General features: G+C 69.1%; 23 protein-coding genes. 13 read left to right on the plus strand and 10 right to left on the minus strand.

All coding sequences use genetic code 11. From position 1 onward, the window contains the following. Window positions 1-30: 30 nt before the first annotated feature. The 7 genes from E3T33_RS04810 (at window position 31) to E3T33_RS04845 (ending at window position 6,955) form a co-directional block, all read left to right on the plus strand. The gene (locus E3T33_RS04810) at window positions 31-1,221 is read left to right on the plus strand and encodes an SIS domain-containing protein (RefSeq protein WP_134574875.1); all 1,191 of its coding nucleotides are present in this window, start codon (window positions 31-33) and stop codon (window positions 1,219-1,221) included. Further along, window positions 1,218-2,183 (plus strand): BadF/BadG/BcrA/BcrD ATPase family protein, encoded by a 966-nt coding sequence (locus E3T33_RS04815; RefSeq protein ID WP_198417244.1) that lies wholly within the window; start codon window positions 1,218-1,220, stop codon window positions 2,181-2,183. Before E3T33_RS04810 ends, E3T33_RS04815 begins: the two co-directional genes overlap by 4 nt. Before the next feature lie 352 nt (window positions 2,184-2,535). After that, window positions 2,536-3,309, plus strand: a complete 774-nt coding sequence (locus E3T33_RS04820; RefSeq protein WP_092321098.1) for an ice-binding family protein — start codon at window positions 2,536-2,538, stop codon at window positions 3,307-3,309. 154 nt (window positions 3,310-3,463) lie between these two features. Further along, window positions 3,464-4,441 carry an NAD(P)H-quinone oxidoreductase gene (locus E3T33_RS04825; protein WP_092321097.1) on the plus strand — a complete coding sequence of 326 codons (978 nt, stop codon included), beginning with the start codon at window positions 3,464-3,466 and terminating at the stop codon, window positions 4,439-4,441. A gap of 144 nt (window positions 4,442-4,585) precedes the next feature. After that, complete coding sequence (locus tag E3T33_RS04830; RefSeq protein WP_134574876.1) at window positions 4,586-6,061, plus strand: HNH endonuclease signature motif containing protein; 1,476 nt, start codon at window positions 4,586-4,588, stop codon at window positions 6,059-6,061. 87 nt (window positions 6,062-6,148) lie between these two features. Further along, the gene (locus E3T33_RS04840; RefSeq protein ID WP_134574877.1) at window positions 6,149-6,472 is read left to right on the plus strand and encodes an HNH endonuclease signature motif containing protein; all 324 of its coding nucleotides are present in this window, start codon (window positions 6,149-6,151) and stop codon (window positions 6,470-6,472) included. Between the two features lie 216 nt (window positions 6,473-6,688). Then, window positions 6,689-6,955, plus strand: coding sequence for a hypothetical protein (locus E3T33_RS04845; protein WP_092321095.1), 267 nt, complete (start codon window positions 6,689-6,691; stop codon window positions 6,953-6,955). Window positions 6,956-7,097: 142 nt separating this feature from the next. On the opposite strand, the gene E3T33_RS04850 is transcribed toward E3T33_RS04845, so the two are convergent. Next, window positions 7,098-7,478: a hypothetical protein gene (locus E3T33_RS04850; RefSeq protein ID WP_092321094.1), complete on the minus strand. Its 381-nt coding sequence runs from the start codon at window positions 7,476-7,478 to the stop codon at window positions 7,098-7,100. A gap of 142 nt (window positions 7,479-7,620) precedes the next feature. Between E3T33_RS04850 and E3T33_RS04855 the strand changes: the two genes are divergently transcribed. The 4 genes from E3T33_RS04855 (at window position 7,621) to E3T33_RS04870 (ending at window position 10,752) form a co-directional block, all read left to right on the plus strand. Next, on the plus strand, window positions 7,621-8,499 hold the full coding sequence (locus tag E3T33_RS04855) for an SDR family oxidoreductase (RefSeq protein WP_134574878.1): 879 nt from the start codon (window positions 7,621-7,623) through the stop codon (window positions 8,497-8,499). Window positions 8,500-8,571: 72 nt separating this feature from the next. Next, complete coding sequence (locus E3T33_RS04860; RefSeq protein ID WP_092321092.1) at window positions 8,572-9,450, plus strand: endonuclease/exonuclease/phosphatase family protein; 879 nt, start codon at window positions 8,572-8,574, stop codon at window positions 9,448-9,450. After that, the gene (locus tag E3T33_RS04865; RefSeq protein ID WP_092321091.1) at window positions 9,447-10,055 is read left to right on the plus strand and encodes a hypothetical protein; all 609 of its coding nucleotides are present in this window, start codon (window positions 9,447-9,449) and stop codon (window positions 10,053-10,055) included. The genes E3T33_RS04860 and E3T33_RS04865 overlap by 4 nt, the downstream gene beginning before the upstream one ends. Next, window positions 10,048-10,752 (plus strand): nucleoside/nucleotide kinase family protein, encoded by a 705-nt coding sequence (locus tag E3T33_RS04870; RefSeq protein WP_241982824.1) that lies wholly within the window; start codon window positions 10,048-10,050, stop codon window positions 10,750-10,752. Before E3T33_RS04865 ends, E3T33_RS04870 begins: the two co-directional genes overlap by 8 nt. A gap of 293 nt (window positions 10,753-11,045) precedes the next feature. Here the strand turns inward: E3T33_RS04870 and E3T33_RS04875 are convergent, their stop codons facing one another. The 4 genes from E3T33_RS04875 to E3T33_RS04890 all read right to left on the minus strand — a co-directional run bounded on the left by E3T33_RS04875 (window position 11,046) and on the right by E3T33_RS04890 (window position 14,667). Continuing rightward, a complete protein-coding gene (locus E3T33_RS04875; RefSeq protein WP_134574879.1) occupies window positions 11,046-11,426 on the minus strand; it encodes a hypothetical protein in 381 nt (126 codons plus the stop codon). Window positions 11,427-11,539: 113 nt separating this feature from the next. Beyond that, window positions 11,540-12,052, minus strand: coding sequence for a DinB family protein (locus E3T33_RS04880; RefSeq protein ID WP_134574880.1), 513 nt, complete (start codon window positions 12,050-12,052; stop codon window positions 11,540-11,542). Window positions 12,053-12,188: 136 nt separating this feature from the next. Beyond that, complete coding sequence (locus tag E3T33_RS04885; protein WP_166784397.1) at window positions 12,189-13,796, minus strand: plasmid pRiA4b ORF-3 family protein; 1,608 nt, start codon at window positions 13,794-13,796, stop codon at window positions 12,189-12,191. A gap of 136 nt (window positions 13,797-13,932) precedes the next feature. Next, window positions 13,933-14,667: an endonuclease/exonuclease/phosphatase family protein gene (locus tag E3T33_RS04890; RefSeq protein ID WP_092321086.1), complete on the minus strand. Its 735-nt coding sequence runs from the start codon at window positions 14,665-14,667 to the stop codon at window positions 13,933-13,935. A gap of 231 nt (window positions 14,668-14,898) precedes the next feature. Here E3T33_RS04890 and E3T33_RS04895 point away from each other — a divergent pair, with 231 nt between their 5' ends. Both E3T33_RS04895 and E3T33_RS15190 read left to right on the plus strand, forming a co-directional pair. Then, window positions 14,899-15,096 carry a DUF2510 domain-containing protein gene (locus E3T33_RS04895; protein WP_166784398.1) on the plus strand — a complete coding sequence of 66 codons (198 nt, stop codon included), beginning with the start codon at window positions 14,899-14,901 and terminating at the stop codon, window positions 15,094-15,096. Continuing rightward, complete coding sequence (locus tag E3T33_RS15190) at window positions 15,093-15,704, plus strand: hypothetical protein (protein WP_166784399.1); 612 nt, start codon at window positions 15,093-15,095, stop codon at window positions 15,702-15,704. The genes E3T33_RS04895 and E3T33_RS15190 overlap by 4 nt, the downstream gene beginning before the upstream one ends. A gap of 77 nt (window positions 15,705-15,781) precedes the next feature. Here E3T33_RS15190 and E3T33_RS04905 read toward each other — a convergent pair whose 3' ends face one another. The 5 genes from E3T33_RS04905 to E3T33_RS04925 form a co-directional block, all read right to left on the minus strand. Continuing rightward, entirely contained in the window at window positions 15,782-16,666 is an 885-nt protein-coding gene (locus E3T33_RS04905; protein WP_134574884.1) for a nuclease-related domain-containing protein, read from the minus strand. Window positions 16,667-16,968: 302 nt separating this feature from the next. After that, window positions 16,969-17,595, minus strand: coding sequence for a nuclease-related domain-containing protein (locus tag E3T33_RS04910; RefSeq protein ID WP_166784400.1), 627 nt, complete (start codon window positions 17,593-17,595; stop codon window positions 16,969-16,971). A gap of 287 nt (window positions 17,596-17,882) precedes the next feature. Then, window positions 17,883-19,403, minus strand: a complete 1,521-nt coding sequence (locus E3T33_RS04915) for a carboxyl transferase domain-containing protein (protein WP_092321080.1) — start codon at window positions 19,401-19,403, stop codon at window positions 17,883-17,885. A 1-nt stretch (window position 19,404) separates the two neighbouring features. Continuing rightward, window positions 19,405-20,622, minus strand: coding sequence for a CoA transferase (locus E3T33_RS04920; RefSeq protein WP_134574886.1), 1,218 nt, complete (start codon window positions 20,620-20,622; stop codon window positions 19,405-19,407). Window positions 20,623-20,667: 45 nt separating this feature from the next. Continuing rightward, window positions 20,668-22,035, minus strand: coding sequence for an SLC13 family permease (locus E3T33_RS04925; protein WP_092321078.1), 1,368 nt, complete (start codon window positions 22,033-22,035; stop codon window positions 20,668-20,670). Between the last annotated feature and the right edge of the window lie 43 nt (window positions 22,036-22,078).

Consider the following 22,078-nt stretch of genomic DNA (forward strand, 5'->3'; position numbering starts at 1 on the left):
GAAGCACGCAGTATGTCGCAGTATTTACTAATGACTAGTCCGCTCACCTCACCCGGCGTCCTCACCCCCGGCCCCGGCTCTGTAGCCACGGTCCGCGAGATCCTCCAGCAGCCCGAGGTCTGGGGCGAGGCCGCATCCGCGATCGCGGCTCTGCGCCAGGATCTGGATGCATTCCTCGCGCCGCTGCTGGCCCGCCCCGATCTGCGCATCGTGCTGACCGGAGCCGGCACGTCCGCCTTCGTCGGGCAGATCGCGGCTCCGGCCCTCTCCCGGCTTCTCGACCGTCGCGTCGACGCCCTCGCGACCACGGACATCGTCTCGAACCCGCGGGACGCTCTCGCGGAGGATCTGCCCACACTGCTCATCTCCTTTGCCCGATCGGGCAACAGCCCGGAGAGTATCGCCGCAACCCGCCTGGCCGACGAATGCCTCACCGACGTGAGCCACCTGGTGCTGACCTGCGACCGGGTCGGCGGCCTCTACCGGGAGCACGAGGGTCGCGAGAAGTCCATGACCGTGCTGATGCCCGAGCGCTCCAACGACGAGGGGTTCGCGATGACCTCGAGCTTCACGTCGATGCTGCTGTCGTGCCTGCTCATCCTGGGGGGCGAGAATGACGCAGCAGTCAGCGCCCTCGCCGCCGCCGCGACGCAGGTCATCCAGTCCCGGCAGCAGGCGATCCGCCAGCTCGCCGCGGGCGGATACGACCGGATCGTGTACCTGGGAAGCGGCCCGCTGACCGGCCTGGCTCGCGAATCGGCCCTGAAGCTCCTGGAGCTCACCGCGGGCCGGGTCGTCACCTACTTCGACTCCGCATTGGGCTTTCGCCACGGCCCCAAGGCCGTGCTCGACGACCGCACGCTCGTGCTCGTCTACGTGTCATCGGACCCGTACACCCGCCAGTACGACCTGGACATCATCGCCGAGCTCCGCTCAACCCAGAAGCCGGAAAGCGTCATCGCGATCGCCTCAGAGCCGCTGCCTGCGTCGCTCGGCGAATCGTGGGTTCTCGAGGGGCTGGCCGGCCTGAACGACGCGTACCTTGCCGTAGGCTACGTCGTCGTGGCACAGATCCTGGGTTTGTCGTTCGCCCTAGAGCTCGGCACGACGGCAGACAACCCGTTCCCCGGAGGCGACGTCAACCGCGTTGTGCAGGGCGTCACCATCCACCCGTTGGCGCCTGCCGCGGGCGAAGCCGCGGGCGCGAGCGCGCGGCTGTGACTCTGTTCCTGGGCGTCGACGGTGGCGGCTCAAAGACCGCCTTCGTGCTCCTCGACGACTCGGGACAGATCCTGGCCGAGGCACAAACGCAGAGCTGCTACTACTTCACCGAGGGAATCGAGCTCGTCGAACGGGTGCTCGCTGACGGTGTCGGCCAGGTGTGCCGCTCTGCGGGCGTCGAACCAGCGGACATCCGTCAAGCCTTCTTCAGCCTGCCCGGCTACGGCGAGGCGAGCGGCGACGTGGAAACCCTGAACGCGCTTCCCCGTAACGTTCTCGGCCACGACAGGTACTCCTGCGACAACGACATGGTCTGCGGCTGGGCCGGATCACTGGGCGGCATCGACGGCATCAACGTCATCAGCGGAACCGGCTCCATGACCTATGGAGAGCGTGACGGCCTGGGCTATCGAGCCGGCGGATGGGGCGAGCTGTTCGGCGACGAAGGCTCTGCGTACTGGATCGCCATCCGAGGCCTGAACGCCTTCACCCGGATGAGTGATGGCCGGCTCCCCCGCGGCCCCCTGTACGACGCGATCAAGTCGCGGGTCGGCGTGACGAGCGACCTCGACCTGATCCACATCGTGGTCGACCGCTGGCAGGGCCGGCGAAGCGATATCGCCGACCTGTCCCGGACGGTCGTCGATGCGGAGTTGCAGGGTGACGCCGTTGCGGCCGGCATTCTGACCGACGCGTGCGTTGAACTGGCCGCGATCGTCGAAACCACACGTGTCGAGCTCGGCTTCGGCGTGGACGACCTTGTCCCGGTGTCGTACTCGGGCGGGATGTTCAACGCGGAGTTCATTCGCCGGGGCTTCGAAGACGCCCTGGTCGCGGACAATCCGAACTACGACCTGCGCCCACCCCTGTTCAGCCCCGTCGTGGGCGCCGCGCTCTATGCGGCAAAGCGAGCCGGCACCCCGTTATCGGAGAAGGCGCTCGCGGTTCTTCGCTCTCGCTGAGGGGTGTCCGGTGAACCTGGGTCGACCACCGAGGGCTCGACCACCGAGGGCTCGACCACCGGGGTGAACGTCAGGAGAACACGCCTCCGGGCTTCACGCTGGGCAGCCGGGACACCCCTACTGTTGGGGTAGACAGATTCGATTCGTTGGAATCGGTCCCGTGGGGCGTGCACACAAGAGTGCGTGGTGGACGCCCGTTGATCGTGGGACCGGGGGCTCTCTTTCTTTGGGTGAATCAGGCCAGGGGCGCAGGTGGCCAACGCCCAGAAACCCGATGTGCAGCATCGGAGACCGCGCCCACCGCGGCCCTGCCCAATCCGCATCCTGCGGGTCCATTGAGAGGGAGAGCACCATGACCAAATTCCAGCTTCTATCCACCCCGCGCAAACGGCTTCTGGCTGCCCTGGTGGCCATCGCGGTGGTCGGAGTCGGCAGCGCCGGCCTCGGCGGAGCAGCCGTCGCGAGCCCCACCCCCCAGGCGCCCGTCGCCCTCGGCGTTGCCGGCACCTTCGCGATCCTGTCACAGACCGGGGTGACGGATGTCCCCTCCTCGGCCGTCACCGGCAACGTCGGGTCGAGCCCGATCACCGGTGCCGCCATCCTGCTGAGCTGCCCAGAGGTGACCGGCACCATCTACTCGGTTGACGCCGCCGGCCCGCCGTGTGCGGTCACGGATGCCACGCTGCTCACGACCGCCGTCGGCGACATGGGCATTGCGTACACGGATGCGGCCGGTCGCGTGAACCCGGACTTCGTCAACCTCGGTGCCGGAGAGATCGGCGGACGCACCCTCGTCCCGGGCCTCTACAAGTGGAGCACCGACGTTTCGATCTCCAACGACGTCAAACTCTCCGGGGGTCCGGACGACGTCTTCGTCTTCCAGGTCTCCGGCAACATCGACCAGGCGCCGGCCAAGAACGTGACCCTCGTGGGCGGCATTCAGGCCAAGAACGTGTTCTGGCAGACCGCCGGCGCTGTGACGCTGGGCACGACCGCCCACTTCGAGGGCACCATCCTGAGCAAGACCATGATCGCCATGAACACCGGCGCATCGATCAACGGCCGCCTGCTGGCGCAGACGGCGGTCACCCTGCAGAGCAACACAGTCACCGAACCGGCGAACTAGCTACTACTTCGCAGGCCAGGAGCTGGGGCCGGAGAGACGACGTTCGTCGTTTCGCCGGCCCTTCGCGATTCGGCCAGCGTCGCGGCGGGTCTCGACCGGCTCGACCACCGGTGCGACTCGACGACCGCGAGTGGGACGCTCGTAGGATGAGCGCATGCGCGCAATCCTCGTGAACGCCCCCGGCGGGCCCGAAGCCCTTTCCCTCGCCACAGTGGACGACCTGCCTGTCGGCGCCAGGGACATCCGGATTCAGGTGGCCGCGGCGGGCGTCAACCGCGCGGACGTTGCGCAGCGGCAGGGGCGCTACCCGTCGCCGGCCGGGGCGCCGCAGTGGCCGGGGCTCGAGGTGTCGGGTGTGGTGACCGAGGTCGGGGCCGAGGCGACGCAGTTCGCGGTCGGCGACCGGGTGTGCGCGCTGCTCGCCGGCGGCGGCTACGCCACAGAGGCCGTGGTGCACGAGGACCTCGCGCTGCCGGTTCCGGACTCGCTCGACCTCGTCGAGGCGGCCGGGCTGCCCGAGGCGCTGGCGACGGTGTGGTCGAACGTGTTCATGAGCGCGGGCCTGACCGCCGGCGAGACGCTGCTCGTTCACGGCGGCGCCAGCGGCATCGGCACGACCGCGATCCAGCTGGGCGTGCTGGCCGGCGCGCGGGTGGCCGTGACGGCCGGATCGGCTTCGAAACTCGCTGTGTGCCGCAGCCTCGGGGCGGAGATCCTGATCAACTACCGCGAGCAGGACTTCCCGGCCGAAATCGCGGCCGCGACCGACGGGCACGGGGCCGACGTGATTCTCGACATCATCGGCGGCTCGTACGCGGCGCGCAATGTGGCGGCGCTGGCGATGGGCGGACGCATCATGGTGATCGCCAACCAGAGCGGCGAGAACGCGAGCTTCAACCCGTTCCACCTCATGCAGAAGCGGGGCCGGTACTGGGGCACCACGCTGCGCTCGCGCCCGTTCGAGGAGAAGGCCGCGATCATGCGCGGCATCCGAACGGATGTCTGGCCCTGGGTCGAATCCGGAGCCTTCCGCCCGGTGATCGACAGCCGATTCCCGTTCTCGTCGGCGGCGGATGCGCACCGGCGGATGGAGTCGTCGGCGCACGTGGGGAAGATCCTGCTGGCGCCCTGAGGGGTGGTGTCGGAGCGGACTGGTGCCGGAGTCCGCGGCTGCCCTTCCTCCACAGGCGCCAACCCGCCGGAGTTATCCACAGAAAATGCGGCTGACCGGTGCTTTGTCGGTAGGAATGTCGGTGGTTCGGCGGAGACTTAACGTATGGACACCCCCACCGAAGCCCCTGAGTCAGCCGCCGGATCGGCCGCCGCCGACGGTGCGGATGCGCTCGCGTCGCTGGCCGTGGCCACCGCGCAGATCGGTGAGGCGCTGCGCTGTTCGGACGTGCGGGGCTTCGGCGACGACGGGCTGCTGAGGGTGACCGCGGCGATCGAGGAGGCGGGCCGTCGGGTCGATGCCCTCCGGGTGGCGGCGGCCGCGGAGATCGCCGACCGGTCCCGATTCGAGCTCGGCACCGGCCGGCTCTCGGCGAAGAAGGGCTGCCGCACCCCGTCGGAGCTGGTGCAGCGGATGACCCTGGTGTCCGGGTCGACCGCGAACCGGCGGATGCGCATCGGATCGCAGGTGCGCACCGACTACTCCATCGTCGGCGAGGCTCTGCCGCCGAAGTTCCCGGCGACCGCGGCGGGCCTGGCCACCGGGGCGCTCGGCCTCGACGCGGCCGAAGCCATCCTCGGCTCCCTCACTCCGACACTGAACCGCGCAAACCTCGAAAACGTCCAGCTGGCCGAAACCGAACTCGTCGCCGCGGCGACCGGCCAGAGCATGGACACCTGCGTGCCGGCCACGGCCGATGAGATCCGGCTGCAGGCATCCGTGTGGAAGCCGGTGCTCGATCCCGACGGCGCCCGCCCCGACGATGAGCGTGCCTTCCAGGAACGCGGGCTGCGCCTCGGGCGCGCGCAGGGCGGAACGATCCCGGTCTCCGGCCGGTTGCTGCCCGAGATCGGCGGGCAGCTGCAGCGCCTCTTCGACGCGTATCTCTCGCCCAAGTCCGCCCCGGTCGCGTTCCTCACCCCGGAGCAGGCGCAGGAAGAACTCGAACGGTCGGTGCTCGAGCGAGACGACCGCACCTTCGACCAGCGGCGGCACGACGTGCTCGCTGTCATCCTCGACGTCGCGGCGCGCAGCGCCGAGGCCCCCACCATCGGAGGCGCCGCCCCCACCGTTCTCGTCACCGTCCGGCAGAAAGACCTTCTTCAGGAACAGGGAGTGGGCTGGATCGACGGCATCGAGGTCCCGCTGTCGATGCGGGCCGTGAAGCAGAAGGTCTGCACCGGCGGCATCCAGCCCGTTGTCTTCGGCGACGAAAACGCGATCTGCTCGCTCGGTGTGCCCGACCGTTGCTTCAATCGGGAGCAGCGCCGGGCGATCTCCGCCCGGGACGGCGGCTGCATCATCCCCGGCTGTCAGATCCCGGCCAGCTGGAGCGAGATCCACCACGTCATCCCGGACGCCTTCGGCGGCGATACCCACACCGATAACGGGGTGCTTCTCTGCTGGTTCCACCATCGAACGATCGAGACCTCAGGCTGGAAGATCCGCATGCTGAGAGGCGTCCCCCAGCTCAAGGCGCCACCCTGGCTCGACCCCGGCGGCGGCAAATGGCGCTACGTCACCACCTCCCGCACAAGGATCGCGGATGCACTCGATCTCCGCCTGGCCCAATCGGACTAGGGCGTGTCTCCTAATTCGTGTAACCAGATGGTGATGGCACGGAGGACGACGCCTCCGCGGTAGGTGAGGGCGAGTTTGTCGTAGCGAGTGGCGANGCGCCGGGCGATCTCCGCCCGGGACGGTGGCTGCATCATCCCCGGCTGTCAGATCCCGGCCAGCTGGAGCGAGATCCATCACGTCATCCCGGATGCTTGGGGCGGCGACACCCACACCGATAACGGGGTGCTTCTCTGTTGGTTCCATCACAGAACGATCGAGACCTCCGGCTGGAAGATCCGCATGCTCCGAGGCGTTCCCCAGCTCAAGGCACCCCCCTGGCTCGACCCCGGCGGCGGCAAATGGCGCTACGTCACCACCTCCCGCACAAGGATCGCGGATGCCCTCGATCTTCGTATGGGCCAATCGGACTGAGGACGGGGCGCCGGGTTGCGGCACTGGCTTGCGGCACTGGCTTGTGGCCTGGCTTGCGGCCTGGGGTAGGCGGCACTCGGGTAGCCGGCACTCGGGTAGCCGGCGAGGCCACCCCTTGTTCTCGCATACACCTGGCCATCGTGCCTGTCCACGGTCTGGCCGCCCGATCCAGACCGCCGCATGATGGCAGCGCGAATTCGAACAGAGGAGATACTGATGGCACCGATCAGCGACCTGGGCACCCTGGCTGATGAGATCATGGCCCTCGACGGGAAGCTCAACGCCCTCTCGGAAGAGGGCAAGGGCATGAGCGACCCGGAGTGGAGCCGGACGGACGATCGACTGACGGCAATCGGTGAGGAACTCCACGCCGAGGGTGGTGAGGCGCTCATGCAGACTGCACTGCAGCTTGCCGTGCAGAAGGGAATGCGCGGCCGCTACGTTGAACGTCACTGGACCGGCATCGGCAGCTGGATGGGATAGTAGGAACCCTACGGCGCCATGTCGTCATGCGTCATGCGTCACGCAGCAGAGTTCGATCCCGCCGCCCGGCAGCGGCCAGTGGTGCAGGCTTCTGGTGGCCCTCGATCTTCGCCTGGGCCAATCGGGCTACGCGCCAGCCGGACTAAGTGCTGGGGCGAGGTGCGGCGGTGACGCTGCGTCGCCGCAGCCAGGAGTCGATCAGGAACAGCACGCCGATGACGACCGTGGGTCCGGTCACCAACGGGGCGTATGCCCACTCGGGGTAGTAGCTGAAGACCATCACGACTGAATACGCGAGGAACCCGATGGCTCCGACCAGCGGCCAGCGCCAGCCCAGCGCGACGGAGGCGACCAGCAGCAGGGTGGGGAGAACGTGCGTCGTGATCGCCCATTGCTCAAGCCAATCCCCCTGGTCTCCGCGGGCTTGAACTTCATTCCACCAGCCATACGACTGGAGCAACACGAACAGGAGGCCGAGGACCAGAGCGACCCAGCCCGCCAGCGTTACTTTTCGTGCGCTCATCGCCGATTCCTTCCATCGATGGTGCTGCAGCGGATAGTAGCCTCGTTAGCAAATGGGCGGAACTGGCCCGGGCTCGCCGCGGCGTGATTGAATGCGACCGGCAGGAGCGCGGGGACCCACGCCCGACGATCAAGGAGGATCGATGACGCAGACGGTGATTATCACGGGCGGCGCGGGTGGCATGGGCCTGGCGACAGCGAAGATCATGGGGCGCGACCATCGCGTGGTCATCGCGGACGTGAACCGGGAGCGGCTCGACGCCGCCGTCGCAGAGCTGACCGGGCTCGGCATCGAGGCCGAGGGCGTCGTCTGCGACATCACCGACCGGGCATCTGTGGACGCGCTGTTCGCGACAGCGACAAGGTCCGGCACGGGCACCGGCACGGGCACGGGCACCGGCACCGGCACGGTGCGCGCCGTGGTGCACTCCGCGGGCGTCAGCCCGCAGATGGGCACCGCGGAGCAGATCATCCGGATCAACGCGCTCGGGACCGTGAATGTCACTCAAGCGGCCCTCGCGATCGCCGGCGAGGGCTTCGCCCTGGTGAACGTCGCGTCGATCGCCGGCCACATGACGCCGAAGTTGCTCACACCCACGCGCTCCTTCCGGCTCGCTCTGACCGATCTGCCGCGATTCGTCCGGAAGCTGACCTCGGCAGCGAAGCTCGCGCCGAAGTCGATGCACTCGGGCTCGGCGTACTCCGTGAGCAAGGGCTTCGTCATCTGGTACAGCCAGGAGATGGCTGCGGCGTTCGGTGCGAAGGGAGCCCGCATCGTGTCCGTCTCACCCGGTAGCTTCGACACCGCGATGGGCCGCCTCGAGGAGGCGAAGGCCTCGGGAAAGCTCGTCGAGTACGCCGCTCTGAAGCGGTTCGGCAAGCCGGAGGAGGTCGCCGAAGTACTCGCGTTCTGCGCGAGCGACAAGCCCGGCTACCTGACCGGAGTGGACATCCTCTGCGACGGCGGCACGAAGGCGGGGCTCGACTTCGAGAGCATGATCGCGATGGCCCGGGCATCCTGAGGCTCGTGACTTGAACACGCAGGAGCCGGCGTCATCCCGACGCATCCCGCGCCGCGAGCGTACTCTGGGCGCATGACGGATGCCGCGCTGATCGGTCCGGTGACCGAGCCCGACCTGCACGTGATGACGTACAACATCCGTCGGCGTTCCCGCAATCTCCTGCCGGGGAGTCCCGATCGCTGGGCCACGCGGAAGCCGCTCGTTCGACGCATCCTCGCCGCCGAGCAGCCGACGCTTCTCGGCGTGCAGGAGGGGTTGGCCGACCAGGTCGACTTCGTTTCCGACGCCCTCGGACCACACTACCAGTGGGTAGGCCACGGCCGCTACGCCTCCGGACGGGACGAGCGGTGTGCTGTGTTCTACGACTCGCGGCGGCTGGAGCTGACCGCCTGGCAGCAACGGGCCCTGTCCGCGACGCCGGAGAAGCCCGGGTCCAGATCGTGGGGCAATCTGACGCCGCGCATCGTCGTGTCAGCGGACTTCACGGATACCGCGACCGGAGCACGGCTCCTCGCCTTCAACACCCATTTCGATCACCTCTCGTGGCGGTCGAGGCTCGAATCGGCGAACTTCATCCTGGACCTCGTGCTGGCCGCTCGCTCCGCAGAGCCGGACGCCGCGATCGTGGTGATCGGCGACTTCAACGCCGACGCGGACTCGGCCGTCTACCGCCGGCTGACGGCAGACGGGCCGCTCAGGGACACCTGGGAGGAGGCGGCCGAGCGGGTGACGCCGCAGTGGGGCACCTTCTCGAACTACCGACGCCGCCGCCCGGGCGGCAAACGCATCGACCTCATCCTGGTGGGGAACGGCGTAGACGTGATGAGCACGGGCATCAACGCCGCGCGATTCGACGGCAGCGCGGCATCCGACCACGAACCCGTGCAGGCGGTGCTGCGCTACGGAGACCGTTCGGCCGGGGCGTCCGACTCGGCTAGAGTGCTGCCATGATCCGGACATACCTGCCGGCTCCGACGGGAGCCGCCGAGACGGTCGCCGACGCGCTGCGGATGCTGGCTGCGATCGGCATCGTGGTCGCAGGCGTCGGCTGGGGCCCGGCCGCGGGGTTCAGCCTCGCGTTCGTGACGGTCGGGATGTTCCTTCCCCGGCTGCTGGGCGTTCGGCCGGGCTTCGACATCGCGTTCGGCATCGTGGTCCTGGCCTCCGTGTGGAGCAGCGTGCTGGACATCTACATCTCGACGCGCTGGTGGGATCTTCCGATGCACTTCCTCACCAACGGACTCTGCGCCGCACTGGTCTACATCGGGCTCGTACGGCTCGGACTCCTGGCCGACGCCGCGACGCTCCTGAGGCCGATGGCGTCGACCGCCGTGATGACCTTCGCTCTGGGGCTGTCTCTCGGAGTGCTCTGGGAGATCTTCGAGTGGTTCGGGCACACCTACATCGACGAGGAGATCTTCGTTGGCTACGTCGATTCGATCGGGGACCTGGCCTGGGGCGGTATCGGCGCCCTGCTCGCAGGGTTGAGCAGGCCGCTCATGGAGGGCCAGTCTGCGACGGCGAGGCCGCGAGCCACGAGCTCCCCTCTTGGGTGAGGGCCCCCTGGACACACCGTGGCGCCGAGCGCTCCCCGACACGATCGAGACAGCCGCGGCGGGACTGTCCGAGCGACTGCGTGAGCGACTGCGCGAGCGGCCGCGTGAGAGGCTGCGTGAGCCGGGCGGGCGCATCCTGCTGGGCCTCTGCGGTCCGCCGGGGGCCGGCAAGTCCACCCTGGCCGCCGAGCTGGCCCGGATCCTCGGCCCCGACACGGCCATCGTCGTGCCGATGGATGGCTTCCACCTCGCGACTGAAATCATCCGGGGCACGCCGCTGGCCGAGCGCCGCGGCGCCATCGACACCTTCGACCCGGGCTCGTACCTGTCGCTGCTGCGCCGGCTGCGCGCCCGCGACGAGGACGTGGTCTACGCGCCGTCATTCCGCCGCGGCCTGGAGGAGCCGATCGCGGCATCCATCGCGATCCCCCGTAGCGTCCCGGTGGTCATCACCGAGGGCAACTACCTGCTTGCGGATGTCCCCGCGTGGCGCGCGATCCGCGGGGAGCTCGACTCGGTCTGGTACCTCGAGGTGCCGGCATCGGTGCGGCTCCCGCGCCTGATCGGGCGGCACGTGGAGTTCGGGCGCGGCGAGGCGGATGCCGCGGCCTTCGCGCGCGGCAGCGACCAGAGCAACGCGGACCTCATCGAGTCGACCCGGGAGGATGCCGACCTGATCGTGGTCCTTCGGGGCTGAGGGCTGGGGGCTGAGGGCTGAGAGTCAGAGGTCTGGGGCCCTGAGATCCCGAGGGTCGTCCCGAGGGTTAAGTTGCGGAGAAAGTACCTTCGTTTGCCGCGGGAAGGTACTTTCTCCGCAACTCAATTGGGTGGGCGAACACGCGGGTGGGCGAACACGCGGGTGGGCGAACACGCGGGTGGGCGAACACGCGGGTGGGCGAGCACGCGGGTGGGCGAGCACAGGGGCAGGCGCACGGGTGGGCACACGCACGGGACGCGGGACGGGACGCGGCAGGCGCGACGTCCGGGGAACTAGCTCGTCGCGATGATCACCGCGAGCACACTGAGGACCAGGGCGAGCGGGCCCATCGTGTACCGCTCGGGCCGGCTGCGCGAGAGGAAGTTCATCACCACGCCGAGCAGCAGGTATCCGGCGATCACCCACATCAGCACGGCGATGAAGCCGTCGCTCGGGATGAGGTCGATCAGGCCCACTCGTTCGAACGCGACGAAGGCGAAGGCCGCATAGAGCAGGATCGACACCACGCTCCCCCAGCGCAGTCGAGCAGGCAGAACGCGGTTCTGGCCGCCCCACGCGAAGCGGCCGAGGGGCGCGCCGGCAATCAGCAGGATCTGGAACACGGCAAGCGCGGCCAGCAGGGCGCAGAACAGGTACACCGCGATCGTCGTCATGGATCAGGATTCTAGGGGCTGGACGGTCCTCCGCCGGGACATCCGCCGGGAAACCCGCCGGCGCATCCGCCGCACCCAGGGTTCAGAGCTCGGCGCTTGAAGGCTCGGCGGGCTCAGAGGTCGGCGCGCATCGCGAGCCCGCGCACATAGGCGGCCTGGCCCGCGTGCTCCAGGTCGTCGGCGATGATGCTGACCAGGCGCACCGCGACCGTGACCGGCGGGTTCCACCCGCGGTCGACCACCCGCGCGAAATCCGCCTCGGCCAGGGTCGGCAGGTACGCGATCGTGCGGGCATGCACGGCGTCGAAGTACCCGCCCAGCAGCTCGGCGCTCGACCGCACGGCCGCGACCTCGTCGGCCGTGTGCCCGTACCCCGTGGCGCTGGGCCCGAACGGCAACGCGAACCTCACCGACCATCCCTCGGCGGTCCAGACCTGTTCCTCCCCGATGAGGGGCGCGATCTGCGCATCCTGGATGCGGGCCAGGTGCCAGACCAGCCAGGCGATCGTGTTCGCCTCCGGGTCGGGCCGGTAACCGAGCACCCCCGGACCGGCATCCTGCAGCACCGCATGCACGACGCCCGACACCCGGTCGAACGCGTCAATCAGCAGGTCTGACGACAGCATCCACAACTCCCCTCGCACCGGAACCGCGCGTGGCTGCGACGCTGTCGCGGCGCCGCTCGGTTCGCGCTCATTCTGCCCGGGAAAACGGATGCCCGGAAGGCGTTCCCTGGCGACAGCGTACGGCCAGCGTGGGGGCTCAGCGCCCGGGCGTGAGTGCGGCGCGGGCGAGGGTCTGTGCGCCGATCGAGTCGAGGCGGCTGGGCGCGTACATCTGCACCCGGAACGGTCGCGGATCCGCCAGCGTTCCCGAAGCCGCCCACTCGAGCGCCTCCCGGGTATGCCGCGGCTTGTAGACCGCGGACCCGTTCCCGTAGCGGCCGTTGCCTTCGAGCTGCATGCCGGCCACGGCGCTGACCAGATCCAGTGACTTGCCGAGGGCGATGAAAGACCCCACTTCCCCGGCCGCGACCAGCAGCAGCAGCAGGAGGGCGGCATCGCTTGCCTGCTCTTGGCGCTCCACCGGAAGCCGGGAGGCGATGTGGCGCCACAGCGCGAGCGGCGACTCGCGCACAGCCAGCCCGAGCTTCGTCGGAAGCAACATGCCGTTGCGTTTCCGCACCAGGCCGAGCTCCGTCACGGTCTGGCGCAGATCGAGCAGCGGCCGCGTGTTGGCCTCGCGATTCGCCTTGCCGTACGCCTTCTTGTCCGGATCGAGCTCCGCCATCAGCGCGATCACGGCCGCAGGCTGCAGGAATCCGGCCTTGCTGAGCTGGAGGCCGTCGCCGACGTGCCGCAGGAAGGTGCGGATGACGAGCGTCGCCGACTCCGCCGCTGCCTCATCGATCTCGAGCGGCTCCATCAGGCGGGCACTGGCCACGAAACCGGCAAGGTAGCGCTGAGCCTCCTCGCCGACTCTCGCGATCAGGTCCGCAATCGGCGAACCGGCCCCTCCGCGGCTGGCGCGCAGCCAGGCCAGGGCGGCATCCGCTCCGGCGAGGCGGTCGAGACCCCGGTTGATCGCGTCGAGGTCGATGTCGTCCGTGACGCTGAACAGGTCGTGGTAGGCGATCGTCTCGATCAGGTCCGAGTAGGCCGGGTCGCGCGGGTTCAACGCCGCCGCCAGGACTTGCTCGTAGCTGTGCATTCCGCTGATGTCCTCCGGCGGCCCCAGGCGCCGTCCGGCAAGGCAGCGGACGGTGGCATCCGTCGGCGCGCCGGCCTTGGGCGGCTCGGCCGCTTCGACCGCTTCGACCGCTTCGAGGGTGACCGTGTGTTCCCAGTTGTCGCCGAAATCGTAGGTGTAGCGCAGGGTGTCGCCCGTGCTCGCGAGGAACTGGTCGAGCCGCAGCTCGCTCTCGAGCACGCCCACGTCGCCCTCTTCCACGTCGAACGGGGTGAGGATGCCCACCGTCTCCTCTCCGTGCGGGTCGTCGGTGAGCGTGAACTGGTGCAGGTGGCTGTTGGTCCAGCCGAACGCGGTTTGCAGCACGTCGTGCAGCCGGTCGAGGGCCAGGTTCGAGGGCAGGCTCAACCGACGCCAGATCGGAGGTTTCGAGTCGACGAGATCAACGCGCACACGGAAGCGCACGGGCGTTGCGGGCGGTGTCAGCAGGGGCAGCGGCTTCTTCGGCCGGTCGCGGCGGGCGCGCGAGGCATCCTGCATCGCCTGCTGCATCGAGTCGGCGTCGCTGTCGGCCGCTGCGGCCAGGAAGCGCCGTCTGGCGTCCTCGAGGTCGATCACGTTGTCGGGCTCGGATGTCGGTGGTCCGGACTTCGATGGCCCGGAATTCGATTGCTCAATCATCCCGACACAGTGTACGGCGGCTGCGGCCCCCGCCCGCGTGTTCACTTGCGGAGAAAGTACCTTCGTTTTCGAAATGAAGGGTGTTTGTCCGCAACTCAGCGGGCTGGGCTGGCTGGGCAGGGCTGGCGGGCGGCAGCTAGATGCTGAAGTCGCCGGCAGCGCCCGGCGTGGGGGCGGCATCCGGCAGGGTCACGGTGCTCTCGTGCGTGTACGTCGAGGTCACCAGGATCGGCATGTGGTCAGAGGTGCCGCTGGGCAGGGTCTCCACGTTGTCGATGGTGAGGCCGATGGATGTCGCCAGGTCGAAGTGTCCGCGGAAGAACTTGTAGCGCGTGTAGGTCCTGCTGTCGCTCAGGGTGAGGTCGTAGCCCGACTTCTTCACGTGGGCGCTGAGGTGGTCCTTGAACATCGGGTAGTTGTAGTCGCCCACCATGAGGGTCGGCAGTCCCGGCCCGAGGGTGTGCAGTTCCTCGTGGGCGGACCGGATCTGGTTGCGCCGCAACGAGTTCAAGGCTGTCAGCGGGGCAGCGTGGAAGGATGCCACGACCAGCTCCCGCTGGGCCACATCGTCGATCAGGCGGGTGCCGATCAGGCGCTCGTGCGCCGGCGTGAGCACGCGGTCGTGCAGTGACTTTTTCAACGCGAAGGTTTGCGTCTCGACCGCCGTGAAGCGGTCCTTGCGGTAGTAGATGGCGAGGCCGAGCCGGTTGCGCGTGGTCGAGTCGGCCAGGTGCAGCAGCCCGATTTCGTCGGGGATGTCGAGAGTGTCGCACTCCTGCAGGCAGAGGAGGTCGGGCTCGTAGCGCTCGACCAGCGCGATGAGTTCACCGATCGCGCTGTGCTTGCGCAGGTTGTAGCTGATGACCTTCACGACAGATCCGTTCCAGTTCGAGGGGCAGGAACAGCCTACTTTCCGTTACCCCGAACGTGGAATCGAAAGTCGTGGCATCACGGTAAATCCCTTGCGGACGCACAGCAACTCCCTGCAGAGGTCCGTGGCGAAGGGCGGAGGCGTCGGGGGTACCCGATGTGGGGGCTGCGTGATTCTCCCTCAGCTTCTAGGCTCGGAGGGGCACCGCCGCCCCAAACGAAGGACACACCTGTGACTATTCCGAACCCAGGCTGGTATCCAAACCCGGAAAACGGCCGGCAGGTTCGCTGGTGGAACGGCGTCAGCTGGTCGGAACAGCGCAAGGTTCGAGTGGCCGAGGGGGACGGTCTCGCCGGTTCCGGCGCCGACATCCCGGCCGTGTCGCACATCACGAATGCGACCGTGATCGCGGACCGGGACCGCCCGTGACCGCTCCCGCTCCCGGTCCCGCAACCTTCCGCCGCGTTCGCCGCGCCCGCCCGCCCGCGAGCACGTGGGTGCTCGGCGGCAGCGCCCTCTACCTGGCACTGGTCGGACTCCTCACCGGCGGACCGGCCGGTTTCCTCCTCGTGGTCGGCGTGACGGGGCTGGTCACGGCCAGCTACGCCCTGCTCACGGGACGACGCAGCTGGGCGCTCCTCCCGTCCCCCGGGGTCGCCGCCGCGTCCCTCGCGGCCTGCCTGATCCTCACCTCGTTCGGGGCGGCGCTCTCGCACCCCGGTGACGACGACCTGGACCTGGCAGCGAACAGCTCCTCCAGTGCCGCGTCCCCGGAAACGGCTGAGGGCTCGAGAGCCGAACCGGCGTCGGCGTCGGCATCGGCATCGGCATCGGCATCGGCGAAGGCAGCCCCCGCTTCCCCGGCCGAAACCACCATCGACACGGCGCGTGTGGCGCCCCCGATCATCGCCGAACGCACGGTCATCGGCACGGCCGGCGGAGCCATCGGCAGCTCAGCCATGACCCTGCTGGAAGAGCTCCCGACGCAGAACGCCTGCCGGTCGGCCCTGCCCTCGCCCTGCCGGATTCCGGACTGACCGGCAAAGCACTAACCAGCAAGCCGCGCCAGGCAGCAAGCGACGCGAAGCAGAAGCAGCACTGGCCAGAAACAGCACTAGCCGGCGAACAGCTGCAGCACCTCGAGGGCCACACCCGCCGCCACCACAACACCGAGCAGCACCCAGAGTGCGCGGCGCAGGTGCGCGGCGCGAACATCCGCGTCGAGCTCGGTAAACCGGGCCATGGGGTCGTCAGCGGGCTCCGCCGAGACCCGGTAGGACGGCAACGAATCGCGGGAGGACTGCGACGACGGCTGCGACGGCGACGACCGCACCGACGACACGACGGGCCCCGGCACTGTCACGGGCGGCCTGCGCCAGCTCGCGGGGTTGTCGACGACGGCCGTGATCTCCATTCGCTCCGGCCAGGCGAGGGTCGGCGGAAGGCTCAGCAGCCAGCGCCGCAGATGGCGCGCGTCGATGACCGTCACGGATGCGGGCTGCTCCCGGATGCTCAGCTGCTTCGGGCCGACGAACGCCACGACGGGGCGGGCCGGCGCGCTCCGCGGCATCCGCTGCCGAACGAGCCCGGTGACTCGCTCGGCCTCGAGTTCCGCGTCGCGGATGTAGCGGGTCTTGCGGCCGGACACCAGCAGGCTGCGGCCCGCTACCCACACGGACTGGCCGCGGTGGTGCTTGGTATTGATGGTGAAGACCCCCGCCGGGCCGACGACGACATGGTCGATGTCGGAGCCCCTCCCGCCCACCGGCAGCGCGTGGAAGACGGCCCACTCCGGCGGCAGCGACTCGAGGAGCGACCCCACGGCCCGCTCCCCCTTCGCGCCGAGGTACCAGGGCACGCTGTCGGCGCCCAGCGGAGACTGGCCGAACACTCGGGCGAGCGTCGTGCGCGGCGGAACATCGCCCTGCACGCGCAGCAGCTCCTCGATGACCGCTTGCGCCGCAAAACGGTGCCGCATGGTGTCCGCGCTTGTTGCCATGACTCTCCCTTACTGCCGAAACTACCGGCGCCGGGGCAGGGGCGGGCATCCCCAGAATGGCCGCGGGCGGCCCCAAAACGGGCGTGAGAACGGCTGTCTACGGGCGGGTTGTCTATGGGCCGTGCTGTCTATGGGCCGTGCTGTCTACCGTACGGGCCGTCTGGCTGTCTGTCCTCTTCCGCCGGCCCTCTCCCCAGAGCCCTCCGACTACGCGCGGCCCGCGTTGTCGTGGAAGGTGCTGAGCATCGGCGGGTCGGCCGCGCGCGGGGCGGGTCGGCCGTGGGGGCGCGTCGGCCCGGGGGTCAGGCCCTGGCTGCGATTCCGGGCGCGAAGTCCGGCCGGGAACGCCATGTGCCCGGGCCGTCGACGATGGCGTCGAGTTCCATCAGCTCCGGCTCGGTCAGCACCGGCTGGAGCTGCATGAGCCAGCGGCGCAGGTCCCCCGCGTGCACGACCTTGACCTGCTCCGGACGGTCGTGGATGATGAGCTGCTTCGGTTCGACGACAGCGATCACCGGCTGCACGGGGGCGACCAGCGGCATCCGTTCGCGAACCAGCGTCGTGACCCGGGCCGCCTCGAATTCGGCGGCGCGGATGCTCGGCACCGGCCGGCCGGCCACCGTCATGCCGTGCTTTCCGACGCCGATGACCTTGCTGCCGAAGTGCTTCGTGGAGATCGTGAAGACGCCGCCGGGGCCGACGACGAGGTGGTCGATGGCCGAACTCCGGGCGCCGATCGGGAGGGCGTGCAGCACGGTCCACTCCGGCGGAAGGCTGTCCAGGATCGAGCCGACGATCCGCTCGCCTTTCGCGCCGAGGTACCGGGCGACGCCGCGGCTGCTGAGGGATGAGCGACCGAGCGGCAGGAGCCTCTCGATGACCGACTGTGCGGCAAGACGCTGCCGCAGGGTGGGGATGTCGGTGGTCACAGAACTCCTCTTTGGCTGTGATGAATCTAGCCGCCCGGCCCCGTGCCGCGCAGCCCCCGAATGGGTGTAGTTTGCGCCGGATTGGTGCGCATCTGAGCACCGAGAATCGCCGCTTCCGCCTAGAATCACCGCCCCACCGGGGATTCTCGGCAGGAACGGCGATTCTCGGCGGGAGCGGCGGCGGGAGCGGCGGCGGGCGAGTGGTCCGCGGCCGGGAGACGGCTGCGCCGAGCTGCCCTGTTCCGGTCGAGTTTGCCCGGCGCACCAGGCAAACTCGACCGCAACCGTCAAGCTCGGCGGGATGCTCCGGCGCCCACTTGCCGGAACTTGTCGACTCTTCTCACCAGCAGTTCATCGACCGACAGGCCTGCCAACGCGGACAGCTCGTATTCCACGGCCAGCGCCATCCGGCCGCAGAACGCCCTGCCCTCCTGGGCGGCATCCGGTCGCTCGTCGACAATGTGATCGACGAGCCCGTTGGCGTACAGGGACGCCACGTGCACGCCCTGCGAGGCGGACATCTCCGGTGCCATGTCGACGGTCCGATGCACAATCGCGCTGGCTCCCTCGGGCGGCAGCGGCGAGAGCCAGGCGTGCTGCGCGGCGATGGTGCGGTCGGCCGGCAACAGCGCGAGCGCGGCCCCGCCTGCCCCCTGCCCGAGCAGCACCGACACCGTGGGCGAGCGCAGGCCGATGAGGTCGTGCAGCGACCGGGCGATCTCCCCGGCCAGGCCGCCCTCCTCCGCCTCCTTGCTCAGCGCGGCGCCGGCCGTGTCGATGACGGTGAGCAGCGGCAACCCGAGCTCCTCCGCCAGGCGCATGCCCCGGCGCGCCTCGCGCAGCGACGCCGGTCCCATCGCCGCGTCCCGAGGCCGCTTCGGCCGGTTGTGACCCAGCACGATGCAGGACTGGCTGCCGAACCGGGCGATGGCCAGCAGCAGCCGCGGGTCATTCTCCCCCTGCCCGGTGCCGTTGAGCGGCAGCACGTCGCTCGCCCCGTGGGTGAGCAGCTGGCGCAGGTCCGGCCGGCGGGGATTGCGGGAGATTTCAACGGATGTCCAGGCCGGCACGGTCGACGGCCTCACCTCGAGCGTGGCCGGGGCCGGCACGGGCGCGGCCGGCTCCTGCACCAGCATCGACAGCGCACGATCGACGATCTGCGGCAGCTGGTCGGGCGGGACGACCGCGTCCACGAGCCCCTTGTCGAAGAGGTTCTCCGCGACCTGCACGCCCTCCGGGAAGGGTTCGCCGTACAGCGCTTCATAGACCCGAGGGCCGAGGAAGCCGAGGAGCGCGCCGGGTTCCGCCACGGTGACGTGCCCGAGGGAGCCCCACGAGGCCATCACACCGCCGGTCGTCGGGTGGCGCAGGTAGACCAGGTACGGCAGCGCGGCCTGCCGGTGTGCCCGCACGGCGGCCGTGATCCTGACCATGGCGAGGAACGCCATGGTTCCCTCCTGCATTCGGGTGCCGCCCGAGGCGGGCCCGGCCAGAAGCGGCAGCCTCTCCCGGGTGGCCCGCTCGACGGCGTCCACGATCCGGTCGGCGGCGGCCTGCCCGATCGAGCCGGCCAGGAATGCGAACTCGCTGACGATGACCGCGACCCGGCGCCCGCGAATCAGCCCCTCCCCCGTGATGACGGACTCGTCCACCCCGCTCTTCGACCGGGCCCGCTCGAGGTCCGCCAGGTAGGCCGGGTCGGGGTCCGGTTCGGTGACGGGGCCATCCCAGCGGGTGAAGGAGCCCTCGTCCAGGACGACGTCGATCAATTCAGAGGCGCTCAGGTGCCTGGTCTTCTCGGTCAGCATGTCAACTTCTTTCCAGCGAGCGGCTGAGCCAGCTCCGGATCTGGTCCCCGTGCTGATTGAGCACGGGAGGGGCCGCGTGGGTGGTATTCGTCAGTTCGCGGCTGTCGGCCGGGCCGAAGAACCGAAGCGGCGGCCCCGGGAGACTGATCTGCCCGAGCACCGAGTGGTCGACGTCGATCAGCAGGCCCTGCGAGAGAACCTGATCCCATTCGTACACTTCCTCCAGCGTGCGCACCTTGCCGGCCGGGATGCCGGCCGCACCAAGCTTCTCGAGCAAGGGCGCGGCATCGAAGCGGCCGAAGGCATCCTGGATCTCACCCTTGAGCATGTCCCGGTTGCGCACCCTGTCGGCGTTCGACGCGAACTCGGGCCGGCTCGCGTCGAGGCCGAAGGCGCCGGCGAACGTGGCCCACAGCTTCTCGCTGCCGATGCTGATCTGCACGCTCCCGTCGCGGCAGGTGAAGAGGCCGTAGGGAGCGATCGACGGATGATGGTTGCCCTGCGCCTCGGGCACCTCACCGGCCACGGTGGCCCGGGTCCCCTGGAACGCGTGCACGCCGACGAGCGCCGCCAGCAGCGACGTGCGGACGACCTGCCCCTGGCCGGTGCGTTCCCGCTGCAGCAGTGCCGCGAGCAGCCCGAAGGCGCCGTACATGCCCGAGAGCAGGTCGGCGATGGGCACCCCCACCCGCTGCGGGTCGTCCGGGCCCGAACCGGTCAACGACATGAGCCCGGCCTCGCCCTGGAGGATCTGGTCGTAGCCGCTCCGGCTCGACTCCGGACCGTCGTGACCGAATCCGGTGATCGACAGGATGACCAGGGCCGGGTTCAGCTCGTGCATCGCGGCCGGAGAGAACCCCAGCCGGTCCAGGACCCCGGGGCGGAAGTTCTCGACGACGATGTCGGCCCGCTCGATCAGGTCGCGCAGCACCTCACGCCCGTCGTCGCTCTTCAGGTCCAGTGCGATCGATTCCTTGTTGCGATTGCAGGAGAGGAAGTAGGTGGACTGCGGGTCGTCGGCGGGGCCGACGAACGGCGGCCCCCAGCCCCGCGTGTCGTCGCCCGATTCCGGGTTCTCCACCTTGATGACGCGGGCCCCCAGGTCGGCGAGCATCATGCTCGCGTGGGGGCCGGCGAGGGCCCGGCTCAGGTCCACCACCAGGTATCCGGCCAGGGGGCCTTCACTCGTGCCGGGTGCTTGTGTCGGTTCGGTGCTCATGATGCGTTTCCTCTCACGTGGTGGTAGCCGGATGCCGCGCTCGGCCTACATCCAGCCGGGGACGACCATCACCAGCCAGGCGATGGCGGGGCCGACGACGACCACGATCCCGCTGTAGGCGAGGATCTGCTTGTAGAAGCGTTCCTTGTTCACGTCCTCCGGCGCGTTGGCCAGCACGAGCGCGCCGTTGGTCGAGAACGGCGACACATCGACGATCGTCGAGGCGACGGCCAGGGCGCAGATGACCCCGACGGCCCCGATCTGGCCGGAGGCGAGGAACGGCACGGCCAGCGGAATCAAGGCGGCGAGGATGGCGGTCGAGGAGGCGAACGCCGACACCACGGCGCCGATGTAGCAGATCAGGAGCGCGGCCAGCAGCGGCATCCCCAGGCTGGCGACGCCGTCGGAGACGTAGGCAATCGTTCCGGCCTCCTCGAGGACGCCGACGAAGGTCAGCATGCCGCAGATGAGCAGCACGGTCGACCAGCTGATCTTGTTCACGGCGCCCTTCTGCGCCTTCGGCGAGACGAGCGCGAGGATGACGGCGATCGTGATGGCGACGAAGCCGACGTCGACCTTGAAGCCGAGCGCGATCACGGCCAGGGCGATGAGGCCGGCAATGGTGACGAGCTGCGGCATCCGTTCGGCGCGGCTCTTCGTGGCCGCCTCACCGTCTCCGGCGGGGTCGCGGGGTCCATAGATTCCGGAACCGAAGCCCTTGAAGTCCACGTCTCCGCCGGCGCGCATGCCCGCGCTGACCAGCATGCGGGCCTCGGCCGCCTGCTCGACGAAGTCACTGACCCGGGCCGACACGAGCTTCCGGCCACCGAGCACGGCGAAGAGGACCAGGGCGATCAGGAAGTTGAAGACGAGGCTGGACAGGAACAGGGCGGTCGGGTTGGACTCCAGTCCGGTGCCCTCCATGATTCCGTTGACCGTGACGCCGTAGACGGCGATCGGCGAGAAACCGCCGGCCTGCGCGCCGTGGATGACCATCATGCCCATGAGCAGCGGGCTGATCTTGTACTTGCCGGCGAAGCTCAGCGCGATGGGCGCGATGATCGCGACGGCGGCCGGGGACAGGGCGCCGACCGAGGTGATCAGAGCCGTCACGGCGAACATGACCCACGGGATGAAGGCGACCCGATTGCCGACCATCTTCACGGCGCCGCGCACCAGGAGATCGATGGTGCCGTTGTTCTGCGCGATGGCGAAGAGATAGGTCACGCCGACGATGGTCAGGAACAGACCGCCGGGGAAGTTGGCCAGGATGTCCTCGGTGGGCATGCCGAGGAAGACGGCGCCGAGGAGGAATGCTCCGACGAAGGCCAGTGCGCCCATGTTGACGGGGAGTACGGTGGCCAGCAGGAACATCACCGCCAGAATGATGATCGACAGGACGGGAGCGGACATCGTTGTTCCTCCATTGGCTTCGGATGTGACGTGGACCAAAGGA

Source organism: Cryobacterium sp. TMT1-2-1, from assembly GCF_004403955.1.
Lineage (GTDB): Bacteria > Actinomycetota > Actinomycetes > Actinomycetales > Microbacteriaceae > Cryobacterium > Cryobacterium psychrotolerans.